The 19405-nt window shown below is 44.9% G+C and carries 23 protein-coding genes; 13 read left to right on the forward strand and 10 right to left on the reverse strand.

From position 1 onward, the window contains the following. Nucleotides 1–265 precede the first annotated feature (265 nt). The 4 genes from L3V33_RS10140 to L3V33_RS10155 all read right to left on the reverse strand — a co-directional run bounded on the left by L3V33_RS10140 (nt 266) and on the right by L3V33_RS10155 (nt 4403). Nucleotides 266–1399, reverse strand: coding sequence for a flagellin (locus L3V33_RS10140; RefSeq protein WP_237290330.1), 1134 nt, complete (start codon nt 1397–1399; stop codon nt 266–268). A 297-nt stretch (nt 1400–1696) separates the two neighbouring features. Next, nucleotides 1697–2830, reverse strand: coding sequence for a flagellin (locus tag L3V33_RS10145; RefSeq protein ID WP_237290331.1), 1134 nt, complete (start codon nt 2828–2830; stop codon nt 1697–1699). Between the two features lie 122 nt (nt 2831–2952). Further along, the gene (locus L3V33_RS10150; RefSeq protein WP_237290332.1) at nt 2953–3876 is read right to left on the reverse strand and encodes a Dyp-type peroxidase; all 924 of its coding nucleotides are present in this window, start codon (nt 3874–3876) and stop codon (nt 2953–2955) included. Nucleotides 3877–3941: 65 nt separating this feature from the next. Then, nucleotides 3942–4403, reverse strand: coding sequence for a DUF2919 domain-containing protein (locus tag L3V33_RS10155; protein ID WP_065205012.1), 462 nt, complete (start codon nt 4401–4403; stop codon nt 3942–3944). A 109-nt stretch (nt 4404–4512) separates the two neighbouring features. Here L3V33_RS10155 and L3V33_RS10160 point away from each other — a divergent pair, with 109 nt between their 5' ends. After that, the gene (locus tag L3V33_RS10160) at nt 4513–4869 is read left to right on the forward strand and encodes a DUF2956 domain-containing protein (protein ID WP_237290333.1); all 357 of its coding nucleotides are present in this window, start codon (nt 4513–4515) and stop codon (nt 4867–4869) included. 12 nt (nt 4870–4881) lie between these two features. Beyond that, nucleotides 4882–5214: a DUF4156 domain-containing protein gene (locus tag L3V33_RS10165; RefSeq protein WP_054547623.1), complete on the forward strand. Its 333-nt coding sequence runs from the start codon at nt 4882–4884 to the stop codon at nt 5212–5214. A gap of 98 nt (nt 5215–5312) precedes the next feature. Here L3V33_RS10165 and L3V33_RS10170 read toward each other — a convergent pair whose 3' ends face one another. Beyond that, entirely contained in the window at nt 5313–5600 is a 288-nt protein-coding gene (locus L3V33_RS10170; protein ID WP_004734273.1) for a helix-turn-helix domain-containing protein, read from the reverse strand. 205 nt (nt 5601–5805) lie between these two features. Here L3V33_RS10170 and L3V33_RS10175 point away from each other — a divergent pair, with 205 nt between their 5' ends. The 4 genes from L3V33_RS10175 (at nt 5806) to L3V33_RS10190 (ending at nt 8328) form a co-directional block, all read left to right on the forward strand. Next, on the forward strand, nt 5806–6153 hold the full coding sequence (locus L3V33_RS10175; RefSeq protein WP_054547622.1) for an ArsC family reductase: 348 nt from the start codon (nt 5806–5808) through the stop codon (nt 6151–6153). Nucleotides 6154–6252: 99 nt separating this feature from the next. Continuing rightward, nucleotides 6253–7389, forward strand: coding sequence for a succinyl-diaminopimelate desuccinylase (gene dapE / locus L3V33_RS10180; RefSeq protein ID WP_054547621.1), 1137 nt, complete (start codon nt 6253–6255; stop codon nt 7387–7389). 46 nt (nt 7390–7435) lie between these two features. Then, the gene (locus L3V33_RS10185; protein ID WP_054547620.1) at nt 7436–8110 is read left to right on the forward strand and encodes a M15 family metallopeptidase; all 675 of its coding nucleotides are present in this window, start codon (nt 7436–7438) and stop codon (nt 8108–8110) included. Between the two features lie 8 nt (nt 8111–8118). Further along, the gene (locus tag L3V33_RS10190; RefSeq protein ID WP_017079434.1) at nt 8119–8328 is read left to right on the forward strand and encodes a DUF2897 family protein; all 210 of its coding nucleotides are present in this window, start codon (nt 8119–8121) and stop codon (nt 8326–8328) included. Nucleotides 8329–8494: 166 nt separating this feature from the next. On the opposite strand, the gene bamC is transcribed toward L3V33_RS10190, so the two are convergent. Then, nucleotides 8495–9541, reverse strand: coding sequence for an outer membrane protein assembly factor BamC (gene bamC / locus L3V33_RS10195; protein WP_054547618.1), 1047 nt, complete (start codon nt 9539–9541; stop codon nt 8495–8497). Nucleotides 9542–9590: 49 nt separating this feature from the next. Then, entirely contained in the window at nt 9591–10469 is an 879-nt protein-coding gene (dapA, locus tag L3V33_RS10200; RefSeq protein WP_004734279.1) for a 4-hydroxy-tetrahydrodipicolinate synthase, read from the reverse strand. A gap of 375 nt (nt 10470–10844) precedes the next feature. On the opposite strand from dapA, the gene L3V33_RS10205 reads away from it, so the two are divergent. After that, on the forward strand, nt 10845–11387 hold the full coding sequence (locus tag L3V33_RS10205) for a glycine cleavage system protein R (RefSeq protein WP_017079431.1): 543 nt from the start codon (nt 10845–10847) through the stop codon (nt 11385–11387). Between the two features lie 12 nt (nt 11388–11399). Next, the gene (gene bcp, locus L3V33_RS10210; protein WP_017079430.1) at nt 11400–11870 is read left to right on the forward strand and encodes a thioredoxin-dependent thiol peroxidase; all 471 of its coding nucleotides are present in this window, start codon (nt 11400–11402) and stop codon (nt 11868–11870) included. Between the two features lie 138 nt (nt 11871–12008). On the opposite strand, the gene L3V33_RS10215 is transcribed toward bcp, so the two are convergent. Next, on the reverse strand, nt 12009–13085 hold the full coding sequence (locus tag L3V33_RS10215) for an AI-2E family transporter (RefSeq protein ID WP_054547617.1): 1077 nt from the start codon (nt 13083–13085) through the stop codon (nt 12009–12011). Beyond that, on the reverse strand, nt 13078–13317 hold the full coding sequence (locus L3V33_RS10220) for a sulfurtransferase TusA family protein (protein WP_017107216.1): 240 nt from the start codon (nt 13315–13317) through the stop codon (nt 13078–13080). Before L3V33_RS10220 ends, L3V33_RS10215 begins: the two co-directional genes overlap by 8 nt. Before the next feature lie 178 nt (nt 13318–13495). On the opposite strand from L3V33_RS10220, the gene L3V33_RS10225 reads away from it, so the two are divergent. From L3V33_RS10225 to L3V33_RS10240, 4 genes are all read left to right on the forward strand, one after another. Continuing rightward, nucleotides 13496–14950 (forward strand): M48 family metallopeptidase, encoded by a 1455-nt coding sequence (locus tag L3V33_RS10225; protein WP_054547616.1) that lies wholly within the window; start codon nt 13496–13498, stop codon nt 14948–14950. Nucleotides 14951–15073: 123 nt separating this feature from the next. Continuing rightward, nucleotides 15074–15424 carry an arsenate reductase (glutaredoxin) gene (gene arsC, locus L3V33_RS10230; RefSeq protein WP_017086244.1) on the forward strand — a complete coding sequence of 117 codons (351 nt, stop codon included), beginning with the start codon at nt 15074–15076 and terminating at the stop codon, nt 15422–15424. A 6-nt stretch (nt 15425–15430) separates the two neighbouring features. Beyond that, nucleotides 15431–16024, forward strand: a complete 594-nt coding sequence (gene wrbA, locus L3V33_RS10235; RefSeq protein ID WP_237290334.1) for an NAD(P)H:quinone oxidoreductase — start codon at nt 15431–15433, stop codon at nt 16022–16024. After that, nucleotides 16021–16458: a DUF2069 domain-containing protein gene (locus L3V33_RS10240; protein WP_004734315.1), complete on the forward strand. Its 438-nt coding sequence runs from the start codon at nt 16021–16023 to the stop codon at nt 16456–16458. Before wrbA ends, L3V33_RS10240 begins: the two co-directional genes overlap by 4 nt. Before the next feature lie 128 nt (nt 16459–16586). Here the strand turns inward: L3V33_RS10240 and L3V33_RS10245 are convergent, their stop codons facing one another. Further along, complete coding sequence (locus L3V33_RS10245; RefSeq protein ID WP_237290335.1) at nt 16587–17888, reverse strand: DUF2066 domain-containing protein; 1302 nt, start codon at nt 17886–17888, stop codon at nt 16587–16589. Between the two features lie 278 nt (nt 17889–18166). Here L3V33_RS10245 and L3V33_RS10250 point away from each other — a divergent pair, with 278 nt between their 5' ends. Next, nucleotides 18167–19405: a uracil-xanthine permease family protein gene (locus tag L3V33_RS10250; protein ID WP_017100802.1), complete on the forward strand. Its 1239-nt coding sequence runs from the start codon at nt 18167–18169 to the stop codon at nt 19403–19405.

Here is a 19405-nt window from a genome sequence, read left to right on the forward strand (position 1 = left end):
GGATCACTATAGTCGTCACTCCCTACAGTGAGGAACGAGCGTGATAGGGAATCTCGCTTTTGCTTCTGTTTACCCGCACAGCACTTTTCCAAATATATCTTAGCTAAACAACAGGCAATAAAAAACCCAGCCGAAGCTGGGTCTGTTTAGCGCTCATCTCTCACCACGAGCTAATTTGTGGAAGCCTAACGTTAACGTTTATGATCAACAGCACTTATGATCAACAGCGCTTATAACCAACTTGGCAACGTGGCCTTTCAATCGATTAACCTAGTAGGCTAAGTGCCGAGTTCGGCGCTTGCTTCGCTTGAGCAAGGATCGAGCTTGAAGCTTGAGAAAGGATCTGAGACTTAGTCATCTGAGTCGTTTCTTTCGCGAAATCGGTATCTTTAATACGGCTCTTAGATGCGTTAACGTTCTCGTTAATGTTGTCTAAGTTGCTGATAGCGTGGTCGAAACGGTTTTGGAAAGCACCCAGTTCAGCACGGTGGCTATCTACATACTTAAGTGCCGCATCGATAACTGCAACAGATTCTTGCGCGCCGCCAACTGATGTTACGTCGATAGTATCAACCGTTACTTCTTTGCCAGATTGCATGCCTAGTTCGCCAGCAAGGCTACCTGAGAATGCCACTTCGCCTTCAACTTTGTTGTTGCCAGTAAACATTTGTAGGTTGCCGTCTTCAGTTACAGACGCTTTAACAGAATCTTGTTGACCGTTGATGTACGTTGCTAGCTCTTCGATGTCATCGCCCGCTTTCGCAGACACATCGATTTCTTGTGCTTGACCGAAGTTATCAGTGAACGACATTTTTAGGTCGTTTGCGCCCGCTTGAACATTCCAGTCTTTATCTTTCGCGTTCTCAGTTTGGTAGCTTTTACCACCCATCTGAGCGTTATCAGAGCGCATGTCTTTCAGTTGAAGCATTACCGCTTCACCGTTGTCCGCACCGATTTGGAATGATTTAGTACCGTGAGTACCGTTAAGCAGCTTGTTGCCACCAAAAGACGTGGTTTCCGCGATACGGTTCAGTTCGTCGTTCAGAGCTGTTACTTCTTCTTGAATCGCTACACGCTCAGATTTTGAGTTTGAGCCGTTTGAAGATTGTAGAGACAAATCACGCATACGTTGCAGGATGTTTGTTGTCTCGTTCATTGCACCTTCAGCAGTTTGTGCAATAGAGATACCGTCGTTCGCGTTACGTACAGCAACATCAAGACCACGACTCTGAACGTTCAAACGGTTCGAGATTTGTAGGCCCGCAGCGTCATCTTTCGCGCTGTTGATTTTAGAGCCTGAAGCTAGACGCTCCATTGATGTTTGTTGTGCGCTGTTTGCGTTGTTTAGGTAACGTTGTGCTGTCATCGCTGAAACGTTGGTATTTACATTCACTGCCATGGTGACTTCTCCAATTGATTTTCCGGTATAGCGGTTTCCGACGTCTCGGAAAACCAAGTAGTTATCTCTAAGTTACTATTAATAACGGCGTGAATGCTGAAACCTTTAGGAAAAAAACAACAAAATTAAAGAAATAGCGATAAAGAAGAAGAAAGCGTGACTGGCCGTAAAATTATCAAAAAAAGATGAGAAAAGCGCTAAAGTTGTCGAGATGTCAGTCGAGCGAGAAGTTGTATTTTTATTAACCAAAGGGCTTTAGTTAAGCTGAACTACCTTTATAAGATTTGAGGTAATTTATTAACCGAGCAAGGTTAAAGCAAGATTCGGCGCTTGCTTTGCTTGAGCCAGTATTGTGGTGCTCACTTGCTGCAATATTTGCTGCTTGAGCATTTGAGTGGTCTCTTTGGCGTAATCGGTATCTTTGATTCGGCTGTTGGATGTCGCCAAGTTCTCATGAACATTTTCGAGATTATTAATCGCATGATCAAAGCGGTTTTGCATTGCGCCGAGTTCGGAGCGATGACTATCCACGTACTTCATCGCCGTATCTAAAATAGAAACTGCACGCTGCGCGCCACCCACATCGGTCACATTGATGTCATCGACTGATTCGTAATAACCCGCAGACATCGAAAGCTCACTGGCTAACGAACCTAAAAAAGAGATCGTGCCCGCAGTATCTTCACCAGACATATAGATCTGAAGCTGCCCTTCATCATTAACTGAAGCCGAGACCTGATCTGTTTGACCATTAATATAGGTCGCCAACTCTTCGATATCATCGCCCGCTTTCGCCTTGATGGTGATCTCTTGTGGCTGACCAAAACGGTCGGTAAACGACATCGTCATATCATTCTGGTTGGATTTGACTGCCCACGAGTCACTTGCCATGCCATTGGCGACATAGCTAAAACCACCCATATTGATGTCATCGGTGCGCATGTTTTTCAAACCTATCTGCACCGCTTCACCAGAACTGCCACCGATTTGAAATGACGAACTACCAAAACTACCGTTAAGAAGTTTTTTACCGCCAAATGAAGTCGTTTCAGCAATTCGATTCAACTCATCATTTAGAGCTGTCACTTCTTCTTGAATCGCTGTCCTTTCAGACTGGCTATTCGAACCATTACTCGCCTGCAGCGACAAATCTCGCATGCGTTGCATGATATTGGTGGTTTCATTCATCGCTCCTTCTGCAGTCTGCATAATGGAGATTCCATCGTTAGCGTTTCGAACCGCGACATCAATGCCGCTCATCTGCGCTTCTAATCGATTCGAAATTTGTAAGCCAGCCGCATCGTCTTTTGCACTATTAATACGGCTCCCTGAAGCTAAGCGCTCCAAAGATTGATTCAGCATGCGATTAGCATTAGAGAGGTTTCTCTGAGCCACTAGCGCTGAGACATTTGTATTAACAGTTATAGCCATAGACCTTCACTTACAAAAAGATGAATAAAACTCACGATTGCTCTTATATCGACCAATTCATCTAAAGCTTTAATAAAAAAGGAGCCCTGAGGGCTCCCTTTGTTTATTCTTTTTGAGACGATTTACTTAACCGTTAATGCACTCAACATGTCAGTCGACGGGGCAAAGTAATAAGCGCCTGTCACCGCTTTAGTAAAACGAAGCAGTTGGTCTGTTTTACCATCTGTCACGCCGTACATACTCTCTAGCATCGCATCAAAATTATGACGAACGTTACAGTAAGCAATGAACAATAAGCCGTGGTCGCCCGTTGCTGTGCCGTAAGGCAGGCTGTGACGAACAATTTTCAGGCCCTTGCCTTCTTCTTTGATATCCACACGACCAACGTGAGACGCCGCAGGAACATCGTCTAATTCAATTGAATCGGGCTTAGTACGACCAACGACTTTCTCTTGTGCCGATACATTCAATCGATTCCAAGCAGGCAGGTTATGCACAAAACGTTGCACCATCACATAGCTACCACCCGCAAATTCACCTTCAGGCACAATCGCTACTTCAGCGCGCTGTGCGTCTTTCGGGTTTTCAGTGCCATCAACGAAGTCGGTCATGTCACGTGAATCTAGGAAGCGGTAACCGTAGGTTTCATCAACTACTTCAACGTCCGCAGCTATTTCAGATAGCAATTTACGTAGGATGAAAAAGTGCAGATCGTGTCGATTTGAATGACAGTGAATCAGAACATCAGACAATGTGCTCGGTGCAGTGACATCACCTTCCCCAAGCGCAGGGAAATCAATGAGGTCAGACGGAGCAGCTCGCTCGAACTTATCCCAAAAAGCCTTTGAGAACGCAACTGACGCCGTTAAGTTCGCATCTGGTTGAGTTTGGTTGAGCTCTTCGATTAGCGCAGGAATCTTTTGAATTTCCGCTAATACGTTAGCAGCGTTAGCATTCACTTTTAGTTGAACGTAAAGAGCGAAAGGCCCTGCTTCTGGCAAGATAGCACTTTGAACGTTAGGCTGCTCATTTGAGACATTAAGCATAGATTATTCCTTCCAGTTTTAGCTTCTAAGTATAATTGTGAATGGGACAAATGTTTTGATGAGAATCAGTCTTCGAGCTCAACCACTTTAAAGCAATCCCTAGCGGCATGACTATTGGTTAGAAAAAGCGCTAACCATAGGAGCAATAACAGGGTGATGCCATTTGACCAACGGAACCATCCATTATCCAGATAGATTAAATAAATGGTATGAGACCCCTGTGCCAAGATAGCCACCATGGTGACCCAACGCCCCCAAGATACGACTTTATTGAGGCGCTTTCTCTCTGGTGTTCTGAGTCCAAACAACCACATGAGTAACAAGATCGGAATACTCAATGCAATCCCAACATAAAACATTTGATGATCTGGATAGATGATTTCGAGGATATCAGTGCCCGACTCTCGGCTTGCACCTGCAACAATGAAAACGACCAGAGCTTTCGCCAGAAATAGCCAACCTAACCATAATAGGATTGGGGCTTTTAAAAAGCCGTGCTTGTCGTATTGTTCTATGGAGTACCGCACAAATCTCACTTTCACTTATTTTCAAACCAACACTTTAACGCAAATCATTCATACTTAACTAGGTTTGCGTTATCTTATTGGTTAATCCGTTTTAATTATCGAACTCAGTATGAAAAAGAAAACTAATACACCATCTGTTGAATCACAACAAGAAGCACTGAAGATAGCCAAAGCGACACAAAAGCCAGCTCAAACCAAAGAACAAACCAAGTTGATTGCTCAAGGTATCGAGAAAGGCATCGCACTCTATAAAAAGCAGCAGAAAGAACGTGGCCGCCAAGCCGATAAAGCTAAAAAACGCGTACAGAAAGAGAAGCAGACTCTGCAAGCGAACCAAGACCAAGACCAAGACCAAGAACAGAATGTCGAATCGAACAAAGAAACAACATCAAATCACGCCAGTAAATTGCCGTGGTTGTTATTGTTCGCAAGCTGGATAGGCTTCGCGATTTATTTGATGAAATAACAGGATAAGCGTATGAAAAAGGAATTAATCGCTTTGGCTATGAGTAGCGTGCTACTTGGTTGCACGACACCGACATCAATGCCTCATAGCGAAGCTGACAACGTGCAAATGGATTTCCACGGCCTTATCAATATTGCGCAGTGCGAGTATAAAGGGGAAGTCACTGGCAGCGAGGGCCATTGGTATAGTTACCTGTTTTACCCAAACGACACCTTGATTCAGGGCGCCATGAATGAGCTCAAGTCAAATACGATTGAGCTAGGTGCAGATACCGTGATATTTACACTCCCCCAAGACTTTTCCACTTCCGTGACTATGTTGGGCACTGCCTATCTGTGTAATTAGGGAGGGACATAATTAGGTAGCTCGGTGCTCAAATGAGCAAGATGCTACCACTTCGATTTCTACTTCTACTGCAAAAAAGAAAGCCAGCTTTCGCTGGCTTATGCACTAAATCCAAGGCTTGTTGCTATATCGCCTTTACGTTGGATAACCCATTGACTGTCAAATGGACCCCAGTCGGATAACTGGTAATAGCCATCATTATGACGTCGCCCATCTTGAACAAACATAAGTTCGATACCGATCCCCGGTAACGCCTTGAGTACATCTTGAATAGTACGACGAGGCCAACCCGTTTTTTCGATGAGTTTAGGCACATTTGGCCTATCAAGGCTTTCCACTAACAATGCTAAATATAGCCGCCTTGCAAAAACAGGACTCAACTCCATTGACACCTCCTATATATGTGCAACTCAATTATTTCTTTTTTCGCTGACAACATGTTGAGGTTGATCAATAAGTCTCCAATAGTGACATTTTCTTACTGTTTTTTTTCACTCTATGAAATATTCCTCACTCTATTTTGTCTGAATTGCAGCTTCCTGATAGGATTCAACTCATAACAACGAAATAAAATCACCCAAAGGAAGAACAATGACTATCACTATGTTTGGCATTCCGAACTGCGACACCATTAAAAAAGCAAAGAAATGGCTCGAAGCTGAAGGGATCAAGTTCGAATTTCACGATTATCGCAAACAAGGCATCACTGAAGAGTTGGTTACGACCTTCTGTTCAGAACTTGGCTGGGAACTTGTATTGAACAAACGTGGTACAACTTATCGCCAACTTTCACAAGAACAGAAAGATACATTAACGGAAGACAAAGCCGTGACTCTGCTTGTTAAGCAACCAGCAATGATTAAGCGACCGATACTAAAAGTAGACGGCAAGCTTCATATCGGATTTAAAGCCGACCAATACGCCGCTATTTTTGCTTAGAGCGTATTATTTACATAGACAGACAACTGGACGTTGTTCTCGGAATCAGCGTCCTAAAAATTAATGACTAGACGTTTTATTTAAACAAGGAATTCAAGGATGACAGATAGCCCAACTTTGGCTCTGGCAAAAGACCTCATTAGCCGTCAATCGGTAACCCCTGAAGATGCAGGTTGCCAAGACCTGATGATTGAACGCTTAAAAGCACTCGGCTTTGAAATCGAAGTGATGGTATTTGAAGATACTACAAACTTTTGGGCTCGCCGTGGTACAGAGGCGCCTCTGTTTGCCTTTGCTGGCCACACTGATGTTGTACCTGCAGGCCCAATTGACCAGTGGAACACTAAACCATTCGAACCGACTATCGTAGACGGTTTCCTGCACGGTCGCGGCGCGGCAGATATGAAAGGTTCTTTGGCTTCAATGATTGTTGCTGTCGAGCAGTTCATTGCTAAACACCCGGACCACAGCGGCTCAATCGGCTTCCTTATCACGTCAGATGAAGAAGGTCCTTTCATCAACGGTACGGTACGTGTTGTTGAAGCACTGATGGCTCGTGGCGAGAACATCGATATGTGTATCGTTGGTGAACCATCAAGTACTGAGTACGTTGGTGATGTCGTGAAAAACGGCCGTCGTGGTTCTATCACTGGTGATCTAACAGTTAAAGGCACACAAGGTCATGTTGCGTACCCTCACCTAGCGAACAACCCGGTACACAGCTCTCTGCTTGCGATCAATGAACTGGCTACTACCGAGTGGGATAAAGGTAATGACTACTTCCCACCAACTAGCTTCCAGATCCCAAATGTAAGTGCGGGCACAGGCGCATCAAACGTGATTCCTGGTGAGTTTAATGTTCAGTTTAACCTTCGTTTTAGCACAGAGTTAAACAACGACATCATCGTTGAGAGAATCACAAATACACTCGACAAATACGATTTCGAATACGATTTGAAATGGACATTCAATGGCGACCCGTTCTTAACAGACGCAGGCTCACTGCTTGATGCTATTGTTGATGCCGTTGGTCACGTTAATGACGTAAAACCAGCACTACTGACTACAGGTGGTACATCAGACGGACGCTTTATTGCGCGCATGAAAGGGCAAGTCGTAGAGCTAGGTCCGGTTAATGCCACCATTCACAAGGTTAATGAATGCGTGAAAGTGGCTGACTTAGAGAAGCTAACCGACATGTATGAAAGAACATTAGTGAACCTGTTCGCTAAATAGTTCTTTCATCAGCGATTGATAGCTTCTAATTATTGAGAGACGCGTTATGACACCAGAGCAGCTTACCGGGCAATCAGATTCTCATCTGGAACCTAACCTGATTGGCACCAAGACATTCTTGGTTCACCGTGATGTCAAAGATGACCTAAACAGTTTGATTGAAGCTGCTCAACTCGCTGGCTTTAAAATGGAGATTGCCAGTGGCTTTCGCGACTATGAAAGGCAATCTCTGATTTGGAACCGTAAGTTTTCTGGTGAAGCACCAATATTAGACTCAGAAAGCCAACCACTTGATGCTTCAAGACTCAGTGAACAGCAAAAGTTGTCAGCGATACTGAGGTGGTCTGCACTGCCTGGGGCGAGTCGTCACCATTGGGGTTGTGACTTTGATGTCTTTGCTCGTAATCACTTGCCTGAAGGCACACAGCTGCAACTGGAACCATGGGAATACCTTACTGGCCACCAGCAAGCGTTTTACCAATGGCTTTATGCTAATGCATCTCAATTTGGGTTCTTCTTTCCGTACAGTCAAGACCTCGGCGGTGTGGCGATCGAACCTTGGCATATCAGCCATCGAAAAGTATCGGAGTTGTGTTTATCACAGTTATCTCCCTCTTTACTTGGCAAGCAACTCCAATCTAAGCCAATATTAGGGTATGAGATTATTATGGAGCAGCTAGACGAGATCTATGCGCGCTTCGTGGCGAATATCAGTCATTAGGAGCGCTTATGTTGGAGTGGCTTACAAACCCTTGGGTTATCATCATCATCGTGGTTAGCGTTGTGGTGGGTAATATTGCTGCGCTCAAACAGACCGCCAATATGGATCTGACTGGTCGTAACAAAACAGAGAAAGACTTAGACAAGCTCAATCAATTGGATAAACAGAACCAAGAGAAAACTCAAAAAGATGAGTCTACGGACAACAAAGACGCTTAATTTTGTAGCTCTAAGGAGCCAATCTAATTTGCTAATAATCCGCTGACGACTAATCAACGAATACAAAAAAGAGGACACAATGTGTCCTCTTTTTTATTGGCTTTAGCTAACCACAGGGCTGATATGACTAACTCTGTGGTTTTCCAGCTATGCTCACTCAGTTTACTTACTCTGCATCAGCTTCTTTGTCATCTTTGGTTTGGTCAGCAACATGTGCTAATACCGGTACCATAGACTTAAGTAACGCTTCTTCTACTGGTTTACCTGATGCATCCGTTACGTTAATTGACGTACGGTTACCAAGATCACCAAACAAGAAGGTGTAAGTGCCTGGAGCCAAATCAATGGGTTGTAGGCCAATTGTTTCCCAGAATTCATCATCTGGTGCAGCATACTTAGCTTTTACAGTACCTTGAGACTGGTTACGCTCTTCAAGCTCAAAGCCCATCGTCGGTAGCAAAGTAGGCAAGCGCTGCCACAATACATTGTATGGAGTACGAGCAATGATCACAGGGAAGCCACTGCGGTCAGCACCCATTGAGATTGGAATGCGTTTAACCAACTCTTGTGCTTTCAACGCCGCTTCAGCACGAAGGTTCTCATCGTACTTAGCCATCACGAGGTTCGTTAAGAACGCGTTGTAACGCTCCTTATTGGTTGCCGATACAGGCTTCTCTTCAGAGCCTTCACGCCAATCGATAAGGTTGATCTTGAAGCCATGGCGGTTGTTCGCTTGGAAACGAGAGATAGAGTAGCGACTGCCGATCTCTACTTCTTCATCTTCAGAAACCCAAGTAACCCAATCGGTCTCAATATCGTTTTCTGACTGTTCACGAATACCAATGCCACGTTGTGCCAGCATATCTACAGCCGTTTGCCACACGCGGTCAGCCTCTTCAGCACGAAGAAGCCATAGTGTCACTTCACCATTCTGACGTTCAGCTCGAGCACCAGGGATCAGCTCAAGAACCTGTTGCGGCGGACGAATATCCACTTCACGGCCTGTACCACCACTGAACTCACCGCTTGGGATGTCAAAATTTGGATAGAACTGAGGTTGAGCATCTTCAGGCAGCTGCCATTGTGAAAACTCAGGTGTTTCTAAGTATTCGAAATCATCTTTGGCTTGGCGACGTTGAGTCGGGCTGCCAGAACATGCTGTAAGAACGAAAACAGCCAGTGATCCAATCACTAGCTGGTGAGAATACTTCATTTATACTCCTAAATGCCGAAGGTTCGCTTCGGCATCACTTCATACGTTTTTAGTAAATGCACGCTTCAGTCATTGCTTGAGCAACAACGGGTTGAGCTGGCTTTGACAATTCAGTCAACGGTAGACGTAAGCCACCTTCAGCAATCAGACCCATTTTATGAACCGCCCATTTTACGGGAATAGGGTTGGACTCAACGAACAAATTCTTATGTAGAGGCATCAAACGCTCATTGATCGCTTCTGCTTCTTCAAACTTGCCTTCTTTCGCTAACTTGAACATGGTTGCCATATCAGCGGCTGCAACATTGTTTGTTACAGAGATCACGCCATCGCCACCACGCTTAACAAATTCTAGACCTGTTAAGTCATCACCACTTAGTAAGATAAAATCTTCGCCACAAAGTTCACGGTGAATTGCAATTCTGTCGAGATCACCCGTCGCATCTTTAAGTGCAACGATGTTTTCGATCTCAGCAAGGCGAGCAACCGTTTCAGGTAACAAGTCTACAGCAGTACGACCCGGTACATTGTATAGGATTTGTGGAACGTCACTGACTTCAGCAATCGCTTTGTAGTGTTGGTACAAACCTTCTTGAGTCGGTTTGTTGTAGTAAGGCGTTACGCTCAGGCAACCAGCAATACCAGAACCATTCAGCAAACGGCTGAATAGAACAGATTCGTGAGTTGCATTTGCACCTGTACCAGCGATAACGGGAATACGACCATCAGCAAATTCAACGATCTTATTGACGACTTTGACATGCTCTTCAATAGTGAGTGTTGAAGACTCACCTGTTGTGCCAACCGCAACCAGACCATCACTACCTGCAGCAACATGGTGCTCAACTAACTTTTTAAGGCTGTCGAAATCCACTTCACCATCTGTATTAAATGGCGTAACTAGCGCAACGATACTTCCTGAAAACATGTCTATCTCCCTTAATTTATTCTTTTTGCATGTTACTGTAAGCCAATCAATAAACACAAGACATTAAAGTGGCTTACCGGCAACATCTGCATTAAATATTGTCGTATGTTTGAGGTAAAACGACTTCTAACGGCGTTCTACCGAGAATTTGGGTAACCTGCGCTCAATCTAGCGGATAGCACAGCACTGGATGTCAGTAACAAGTAAGCTGTGCTCTCACCGCTCAATCTCATTTTTTAACGCTCTCAATATTCTTATCATTGGTTGCATGTTAGAAGCAAGGTGCCTCATAAAAAGCCCCGTACGCACGCTTATTCCACAAGCTAACTGTGCTAACATGCATGAATCAATGGAATATAAAGAGACGTGATTTTTATGACTCAACATCTAGTAATCACAGCTGTGGGCACAGATCGCCCAGGTGTATGCAACCAAGTGGTTCATTTAGTCACCCAATCAGGCTGTAACATTATTGATAGCCGTATCGCTCTATTTGGCGAAGAATTTACGCTTATCATGCTGCTGTCTGGAAAGGCAAACAACATCACCCGCGTTGAAACCACCCTGCCCTTGCTTGGACAAGAGCACGACTTGATTACGATTATGAAGCGAACCTCAACTCATGATGTTATTGAGAACTCTTACACCGTAGAGGTGTTCGTTGAGTCAGACGATAAAATCGGCCTTACCGAGCAGTTTACCCAGTTCTTCGCAGACCGAAACATCGGCCTCGATTCGTTAAGTGCGCGAACCATCAATAAATCTAAAGTTCAGCTCGATAACGACCAATTCCATATCTCTATTACCGCTTCTGTGCAATCAGAATGTAATTTGATGCAGCTACAAGAAGAATTTGACGCGCTGTGTCAGAGCCTATCCGTACAAGGCTCGCTCAACTTTATCAAAAACAGTTTTTAAAAAGGAAATATCATGAATACGCTAACGGCTGGTGTTCCAGCACCTGCTTTTTCTCTTCCTGATCAAGATGGTAATATCGTATCTCTTGGTGACTTCAAAGGTAAAAAAGTCCTGTTCTATTTTTACCCAAAAGCAATGACTCCAGGTTGTATTGTGCAAGCTGAAGGCCTGCGTGATATCAAAGCACAACTTGATGACCTAAATGTGGTTGTTCTAGGTGTGAGTGTTGATCCAGTAAAACGCCTACCAAATTTCGTCGAGAAGAAATCTCTAAACTTCACACTGCTATCTGATGAAGACCACAGCGTTGCTGAACAGTTTGGCGTTTGGGGCGAGAAGAAATTTATGGGTAAAGTGTACGACGGTCTGCACCGTATTAGCTTCCTAATTGATGAAGAAGGCCAGATTGAACACGTCTTCAACAAGTTCAAGACTAAAACTCACCACGAAGTGGTTCTAGACTACTTCAATCCAGAAGCTTAATGTTGTTTCTAGTGAATTAATGACCTAATTTCATACCTAGATGATCTAAGTTCACAATTGACTAAGCCAAATACAAAAAGGCCGAATATCATGGATACTCGGCCTTTTTAATACTTACTCAACTGTATTGATCTTCAATTACGATTGATGCTCAGGGTCATCGTCGAGAGCATGACTCGGTAAAGCATTCCAAACCGCTTTCACCAGCGTAGCAAGCGGGATAGCAAAGAACACGCCCCAGAATCCCCACAATCCGCCAAACACCAATACCGCTACAATAATCGCTACTGGGTGTAGGTTCACGGCTTCAGAGAACAGAACAGGAACGAGCACGTTGCCATCTAGTGCTTGGATAATACCGTAAGCAAGAAGCAGCCAGTAAAATTGAGGCTCTAATCCCCACTGGAACAAGCCAACAATCGCAACTGGAACGGTCACAGCTGCCGCACCGATATAAGGAATCAGTACCGAGAAGCCGACCGCGACAGCCAACAGAGCTGAATAACGCAAATCTAGAATCGCAAAGGTCACATAGCTGACACCACCGACGATCAAGATCTCAAGCACCTTGCCGCGAATATAGTTCGAGATTTGTTGGTTCATCTCAACCCAAACCTTGGTCGCTAGACGACGATTTTTCGGTAGCACGCCACTCGCCATGCTGATCATCTCTTCTTTATCTTTTAGTAAGAAGAAGATAAGCAGCGGCACAAGAATCAAGTAAACCGCAAGCGTAGCCAAGCTCACAAGAGAAGCTAAAGAACCTTTAACAACACTTTCACCAAAGCCCAATGCTTTATTTTTCGCGTTAGACACAATCGATTCAACGATCTGCAAGTTTGCTAATTCAGGATAGCGCTCAGGAATCGTCGCGATGAACTTCTGTAAGCCGCCATACATGCTTGGAATATCATTGATGAGATTACCCACTTGCTCCCAAATGGTCGGTACCAAACCAAATATCGCCAATAGCATCACGCTAAAGAACATTAAGATCACCAACATCACTGAAGGGGTTCTTGGAACACCGAGTCTTTGAAGTTGGGTAACCGGCCACTCAAGTAAGTAAGCCAACACAATAGCCACCAACAATGGCGCGATGAGATGACCAAAGAAGTAGATCGTAATAAAGCCGAATAGAATGATGGCAACCAAACTGACAGCATGGGGATCAGAGAAACGTCGTTTATACCAACGATTGACCATTTCAAGCATCTGACTGCAATTCCTTTTTAGTGACGAGGATATGATGGTAATTAGAGCAAACCTCAGCGATGACGTCATAGGCTTGCTTAGACAAAAAAGTAACAATATCTTTCATCGAGCTGTTATCAGAGACATAAATTGACAATGACTGTCCTACTTCTAACTTTACACTGTGACGCTTGGCTAATAATAAAGCCATTGGACATCGCTCTTGGCGTAAATCTAGAATATTAGGTGTCATTCTTGGGCTCGATGCTTATTATAAGGGTCGTATTGTAATCTGTTTTTGAAAACGCGCCATCATTCATTCATCTTCCTTAATGATAGCGCACGCACTTAGTAAAGGTTAAATCAGATAAAGAACCAATTTGCATTGCTCTTGTCTTACTGTCAGAAGAAACGGAGTATTACTGACTAATATGTTTAAACGCGCTCGTTCAATTGCTTGCTTATGCATCGCAGCCACATTAAGCACCCCAACTTTGGCAAATACCAATGGTTTGGAGCTACCGGATATCGGCACCGCTGCTGGCGGCACCCTCACTATCGACCAAGAACTTATCTATGGTGATGCCTACATGCGCATCATCAGAAGCAGCCAGCCCATCGTCAACGACCCTGTTCTAAACCAATATATCGATACGCTCGGCCATCGCCTTGTCGCGAACGCGAATGATGTAAAGACCCCTTTTCAGTTCTTTATGATCCGTGACCGCAACATCAACGCCTTTGCATTCTTTGGTGGTTATGTTGCTTTGCACTCAGGTCTGTTCCTGCATGCACAATCTGAAAGTGAGTTGGCTTCAGTATTGGCGCACGAAATCGCGCACGTTACCCAACGTCACTTAGCGCGTAGTATGGAAGATCAAGCGCGTCGTTCTCCAGCAACCATCGCAGCGCTAGCAGCCTCTGTATTATTGGCCATTGCAGCACCTGAAGCAGGTATCGCAGCTCTAACTGCCACAACCGCTGGTAACATGCAGAGCCAGATCAACTACACCCGTAGTAATGAAAAAGAAGCTGACCGCTTTGGTATCAATACACTGGCGAAAGCAGGGTTCGATGTGAATGCGATGCCGCGTTTCTTCGGTCGTTTGGCTGATGAATACCGCTATGCAAGCACACCACCCCCAATGCTGCTGACTCACCCATTACCAGAAGATCGAATCACCGATTCACGCGCTCGCGCTCGCAGCTATCCGCCACTAAAACTGGCCCCATCACTGGATTACCATCTAGCAAGAGCCCGCATTGTCGCGCGCTATGCGGGCATTAATAATGATGCCGCTCTAGATTGGTTTGAACGTAAGCTGAAAAAAGCACCTAAAGCCTTGGTTCCATCATTAGAGTATGGCCAAGCACTGGTTTACCTAGATTCTAAAAAATTAGACAAAGCGGAGCCGATTCTGACCAAGCTCATCAACAGTGACCCAACCAACCTGTTTTATCTAGATGCTATTTCAGACCTCCATATTGAACAGAAAAAGCCTGAGATTGCGATTAAAGAACTCGAATCAGCGCTGGTTCGCCAACCAAACAACCCGGTTCTAACCATTAACTACGCCAATGCGCTGATTGAAAATGAAGACCTACAGGAAGCCGTTCGCGTATTGCAACGTTACACGCACGATAACCCGAACGACACCAATGGCTGGCACCTACTTTCAAAAGTAAATACAAGCCTGGGTAATAGCGACGAAGAACTGGCTGCTCGTGCAGAGATCTTGGCACTTCAAGCCAACTGGAACAAAGCGATTCAATACTATACGCAGGCTAGCCAAATCGCAGAGCTCGGCAGCCTAAAACAAGCACGTTACGACGCCCGAATTGATCAACTAATGATTCAGCGTGAACGCTTCTTGTCGTTACAGTAAGTGTATTTATTGGCAGCGGTTAGTTGTCAGAAGAAAAAGAAAGCTCAACGTTACATAGTTAAAGAAGCCACTCAAGTGGCTTCAACTGAACAATTAAATCAAAAATAATAATGAGGAAGAACCATGTCCGTCGTGATTTATCATAACCCACGCTGCTCAAAGAGCCGTCAAACTCTCGAACTGCTTGAAGCAAACGGCGTACAGCCAGAAGTTATCAAATACCTAGATACGCCTTTAACCATCGAGCAACTTAAAGTGCTTTTCACGCAGCTTGGTTTTGACAGTGTTCGCGAAATGATGCGCACCAAAGAAGCGGATTACAAAGAGGCTAATCTTGGCGATGCATCGGTTACCGATGAAGATCTATTCTCAGCAATGGCGACAAATCCAAAACTGTTTGAGCGCCCTGTTGTTGTTGCGAACAACAAAGCAAAGATTGGTCGTCCACCAGAGCAAGTGCTAGAGATTCTGTAAGCCGATATGAGCATCAACATTCTTGTTCTCTACTACAGCCGCCACGGCAACACACGAGCGCTAGCAAGGCAAATTGCACGAGGGGTTGAATCTATCCCTAACTGCGAAGCCATGTTAAGAACCGTGAACGAAGTATACACAGCAGAAGAGCAGCCTGATTCGCGTTATCAGCCAACCGATCCTATCGCGACATTGCAAGAGCTCCGTTCTTGCGATGGTTTAGCACTAGGCAGTCCGGTTTGGTTTGGCAACATGGCTGGACCTATGAAGCACTTTTGGGACAGCACAACATCACTGTGGATAAATGGCGATCTGATCGATAAACCAGCTTGCGTGTTTACCTCTTCTTCATCATTGCATGGCGGGCAAGAGACCACACAACAAAGTATGATGTTGCCACTGCTTCACCATGGCATGTTAGTGGTGGGCATCCCCTACTCAGAACCTGCGCTGCATACCACTCAAACTGGTGGCACACCCTATGGTGCGAGTAGTACCGGAGAGAGCGCTTCATTAAGCAAAGATGAAATTGAGTTGGCGCAAAACCTAGGCAAACGCCTAGCGCGCATCGCAATAAACCAGAAGGGAATTTCTCTATGATGTATATGCCAGAGAAGGCGATGTCTCCCACAACCAAGCTATTCCGCTACCTTGCTCTAGCGGGCAACTTGTCGCTTTTATTCTGGGTGATTGCTTGGCAGATGACACTTTCGCCGCATCCTCATCTAAGTAATGTAACGCTTGCTATCGCTTGGGCTATACCGCTGTTACTCCCATTACCGGGCATTCTAGCAGGTAAACCTTATACGCATGCTTGGGCGAACTTTGTCTTAATGCTCTACTTCCTACACGCATTAACTATTTTGTATGTAGACGGTGGCGAGCGCTTATTAGCTGCTGTAGAACTGCTTCTGACGACTTTAGGCTTCGCGGGCAATATCTTATTTACTCGCTTTCGAGCCAAAGAATTAGGCATCAAACTTAAGCGCCTTTCTGAAGTAGAAAAGACCGAGAAAGCTAAGTTCGAGCAGTAACCTGGATTAGGTTGTCCAGACCTAGTATCAATAGAAAAAAGTGACAACAAACAAAAAGCCCTGCGAGATTTCTCTTGCAGGGCTTTTTTCATGAATTCATTTCAATCGGTCATGTCAGAAGACAATCACTAGCGAACCCATTCGTATACTAGGCTTGGCTTAGCATGTACTGCCGCAACAACTGTTAGCTCTTCCGAGCCAGACGTATTCGTTAGCTCAGCATCCGCTTCAGTTGATAACTCACTACCTTTGATGACTTGAACACTTGGGTCTGCTTCGTAAGCCGTCGCTTCTGCGCCATCGTTCAGGGTCGTATCAGTAACAGCTGCTGAATCATCGTTCAGGGTCGTATCAGTAACAGCTGCTGAATCATCGCCTACAGACATGGTGTTGTCTTGCGTTTCAAATTCAGGGCTCACTTCAGGTTCAATGTAAGATTCTTCAACCTTTGCGACTTGGCGAATGCTTTCTACTTCTTGCTCAAACTCTTTTTGAGTCGACAATAAGTGAATTCGAAAAGTTACTTCGTTATTCTGAATTTTCAGAATATCTAAGCTTGCCACCGAGTTTAAACGCTTAAGTGCATTCTCCAATTGGAAGAAGTCTTGTGCGTTATTCAGGCTAATAAATTGCGTTAAAATCGACTCTGATGATTCACTTGCTACTGTAACCGCACTTTTACCTGCGTAGTAGCTACTGATTTGGTCGACAAGTTTCTTAGAAGTCGTCGCGCTGTTGCCCGATAGCGAACCACTGACTGGCGATTTTGGTGCGCTCTTCAATTGGTTTGGTTTTTGATCGTATAGAGTCCAACGTAGACCTGAAGATTGAGCCTTTATCACCAGAACAGCATCAACTGGGTAACGCTGACTCGCTTTACTGATTGGTGTAACAAAGCTACCCCAAAGATCAGAAGTCGCAATACCCGTAATGTCATCAAAATCACCCACAGGTAGCGTTAGAGGCAAACCGCGCTCTTTTGCGTTGGCTTGTAAACCTGCCGCTAATTGTGAGTTGGAGTGTTCCCACACAATATTCTTGTCGTAGTTCTGTTCTTCCACCAGCCAAACAAGGATGTTTGAACGCGTGTCAGGCCAGTACGGCAACTGTGCTTGCGTCAATAGAGAACGGATTTGAGCACCGTTAAAACGCATACGCAATGTTGATTGGTCATTGCTTTCGCCAAAACTCATTTGAGACATGTACTGCGAACTTTTACGCATCGCCTTTTGAATCGTCTCATTCGAAGCGACATCGGTTTGGCCAGTCGCACGTATCAATACCTGCTCCATACCTGTATTTCTTGCCACCTGTTCTGGCTGTTTGTTTTCAGCGTTAATCGCAACTTCAGCACTAAAAATATCTACTTGAGTTAAGGCATAACTCGGAGAGGCTAATAGTCCCATCAACAACAATGCTATGTAGCGCATACTGATCCTAATATTCAAATCTTGTGCCTAGATGATAAGCAACTATGGATTGAGGGGCAAGGTCGATAGCGCCCACTGTGTTTAATAACCTTAAAATATCACCTGGCCATGATAAATCGCTCACTTATAAACTGAGTTTTTCGGGCGAGGATGGATATAAAATATCACTAAGATAAATAAATTTGATCTATTTGGTGTGGCAATCGATTGCTAAGTGATAGAATCCCGCGAATTTTATTTTTCGCTTTTCATATAACGACCATTTTTAAGGACATAACATGAAAAATGCTCTGCAAGGTGCGCAAATGCTGTTTGTAGCGTTTGGTGCGCTTGTACTGGTGCCGCTACTAACAGGACTTGATCCCAACGTTGCACTCTTTGGCGCAGGTATCGGTACCCTTTTATTCCAACTTATTACACGCCGTTCAGTGCCAATCTTCTTAGCATCTTCTTTTGCATTCATCGCCCCTATCATGTTTGGTATTCAAACTTGGGGTGTTGGCGCAACCATGGGCGGCCTAATGGCAGCCGGTGTTGTGTATGTATTAATGGGTGCGTTGATTAAAGTGCGTGGTGTAGCCTTCATCCATAAGCTGCTTCCACCCGTCGTGGTTGGCCCTGTGATCATGGTGATCGGTTTAGGTCTTGCGCCTGTTGCGGTAAACATGGCGCTAGGTAAAACAGGCGATGGTGCGGTTCAGCTTATCGATGCAGACGCAGCATTGTGGATTTCATCTATTTCATTGCTCGTGACGATTGTCATCAGTGTGTTCTCGAAAGGCTTCCTTAAACTGCTGCCTATCTTTGGTGGCATTGTCGCGGGTTACATCACAAGCTTGGTTTACGGTGTCGTTGATTTCACTCCAGTTGCTCAAGCTGCTTGGTTAGCTCTACCTAACTTCACCGCGCCAGAGTTCAACATCAACGCGATCTTCTTTATGGTGTTTGTTGCGATTGCACCTGCTGTTGAGCACGTGGGCGACATGCTTGCTATCTCGAACGTTACCGGCAAAGACTACCTTAAGAAGCCAGGTTTACACCGCACTATTACTGGTGACGGTGTGGCAACAATTGCCGCTTCAATGCTGGGCGCTCCACCAAACACTACGTACAGTGAAGTAACAGGTGCAGTAATGCTGACCAAAGCATTCAACCCAGTGATCATGACTTGGGCTGCGGTAACAGCGATTGTTCTTGCATTGGTCGGTAAGCTAGGCGCGCTACTTCAAACGATTCCTGTTCCTGTGATGGGCGGCATCATGATTCTACTGTTTGGTTCAATCGCGACGGTAGGCTTGAATACTCTAATTCAGAATAAAGTAGACCTACATAAATCACGCAACCTTGTGATTGTGGGTATTACGTTAGTCTTCGGTATTGGCGGCATGGCATTTGGCATCGGTGACTTTAGCCTACAGGGCGTAAGCTTATGTGGCATAGTGGCAATCCTACTTAACCTAGTCCTTCCAGAAGAATTAGGCGACAACACCGTAGTAGACAAAGCTCAAATCGATTAA

Origin of the sequence: Vibrio sp. A2-1, assembly GCF_021728355.1 — a bacterium.
GTDB classification, from domain to species: Bacteria; Pseudomonadota; Gammaproteobacteria; order Enterobacterales; family Vibrionaceae; genus Vibrio; species Vibrio splendidus_K.

Coding starts and splice junctions, on each gene's coding strand:
- L3V33_RS10215 (WP_054547617.1), bottom strand. CDS start 13,085: ATGCTTGAAATGGTCAATCGTTGGTATAAACGACGTTTCTCTGATCCC.
- L3V33_RS10175 (WP_054547622.1), top strand. CDS start 5,806: ATGACTATCACTATGTTTGGCATTCCGAACTGCGACACCATTAAAAAA.
- L3V33_RS10225 (WP_054547616.1), top strand. CDS start 13,496: ATGTTTAAACGCGCTCGTTCAATTGCTTGCTTATGCATCGCAGCCACA.
- L3V33_RS10240 (WP_004734315.1), top strand. CDS start 16,021: ATGATGTATATGCCAGAGAAGGCGATGTCTCCCACAACCAAGCTATTC.
- L3V33_RS10150 (WP_237290332.1), bottom strand. CDS start 3,876: ATGCTTAATGTCTCAAATGAGCAGCCTAACGTTCAAAGTGCTATCTTG.
- L3V33_RS10220 (WP_017107216.1), bottom strand. CDS start 13,317: ATGACACCTAATATTCTAGATTTACGCCAAGAGCGATGTCCAATGGCT.
- arsC (WP_017086244.1), top strand. CDS start 15,074: ATGTCCGTCGTGATTTATCATAACCCACGCTGCTCAAAGAGCCGTCAA.
- bcp (WP_017079430.1), top strand. CDS start 11,400: ATGAATACGCTAACGGCTGGTGTTCCAGCACCTGCTTTTTCTCTTCCT.
- L3V33_RS10145 (WP_237290331.1), bottom strand. CDS start 2,830: ATGGCTATAACTGTTAATACAAATGTCTCAGCGCTAGTGGCTCAGAGA.
- L3V33_RS10190 (WP_017079434.1), top strand. CDS start 8,119: ATGTTGGAGTGGCTTACAAACCCTTGGGTTATCATCATCATCGTGGTT.
- L3V33_RS10185 (WP_054547620.1), top strand. CDS start 7,436: ATGACACCAGAGCAGCTTACCGGGCAATCAGATTCTCATCTGGAACCT.
- L3V33_RS10165 (WP_054547623.1), top strand. CDS start 4,882: ATGAAAAAGGAATTAATCGCTTTGGCTATGAGTAGCGTGCTACTTGGT.
- L3V33_RS10160 (WP_237290333.1), top strand. CDS start 4,513: ATGAAAAAGAAAACTAATACACCATCTGTTGAATCACAACAAGAAGCA.
- wrbA (WP_237290334.1), top strand. CDS start 15,431: ATGAGCATCAACATTCTTGTTCTCTACTACAGCCGCCACGGCAACACA.
- L3V33_RS10245 (WP_237290335.1), bottom strand. CDS start 17,888: ATGCGCTACATAGCATTGTTGTTGATGGGACTATTAGCCTCTCCGAGT.
- dapE (WP_054547621.1), top strand. CDS start 6,253: ATGACAGATAGCCCAACTTTGGCTCTGGCAAAAGACCTCATTAGCCGT.
- bamC (WP_054547618.1), bottom strand. CDS start 9,541: ATGAAGTATTCTCACCAGCTAGTGATTGGATCACTGGCTGTTTTCGTT.
- L3V33_RS10140 (WP_237290330.1), bottom strand. CDS start 1,399: ATGGCAGTGAATGTAAATACCAACGTTTCAGCGATGACAGCACAACGT.
- dapA (WP_004734279.1), bottom strand. CDS start 10,469: ATGTTTTCAGGAAGTATCGTTGCGCTAGTTACGCCATTTAATACAGAT.
- L3V33_RS10170 (WP_004734273.1), bottom strand. CDS start 5,600: ATGGAGTTGAGTCCTGTTTTTGCAAGGCGGCTATATTTAGCATTGTTA.
- L3V33_RS10250 (WP_017100802.1), top strand. CDS start 18,167: ATGAAAAATGCTCTGCAAGGTGCGCAAATGCTGTTTGTAGCGTTTGGT.
- L3V33_RS10205 (WP_017079431.1), top strand. CDS start 10,845: ATGACTCAACATCTAGTAATCACAGCTGTGGGCACAGATCGCCCAGGT.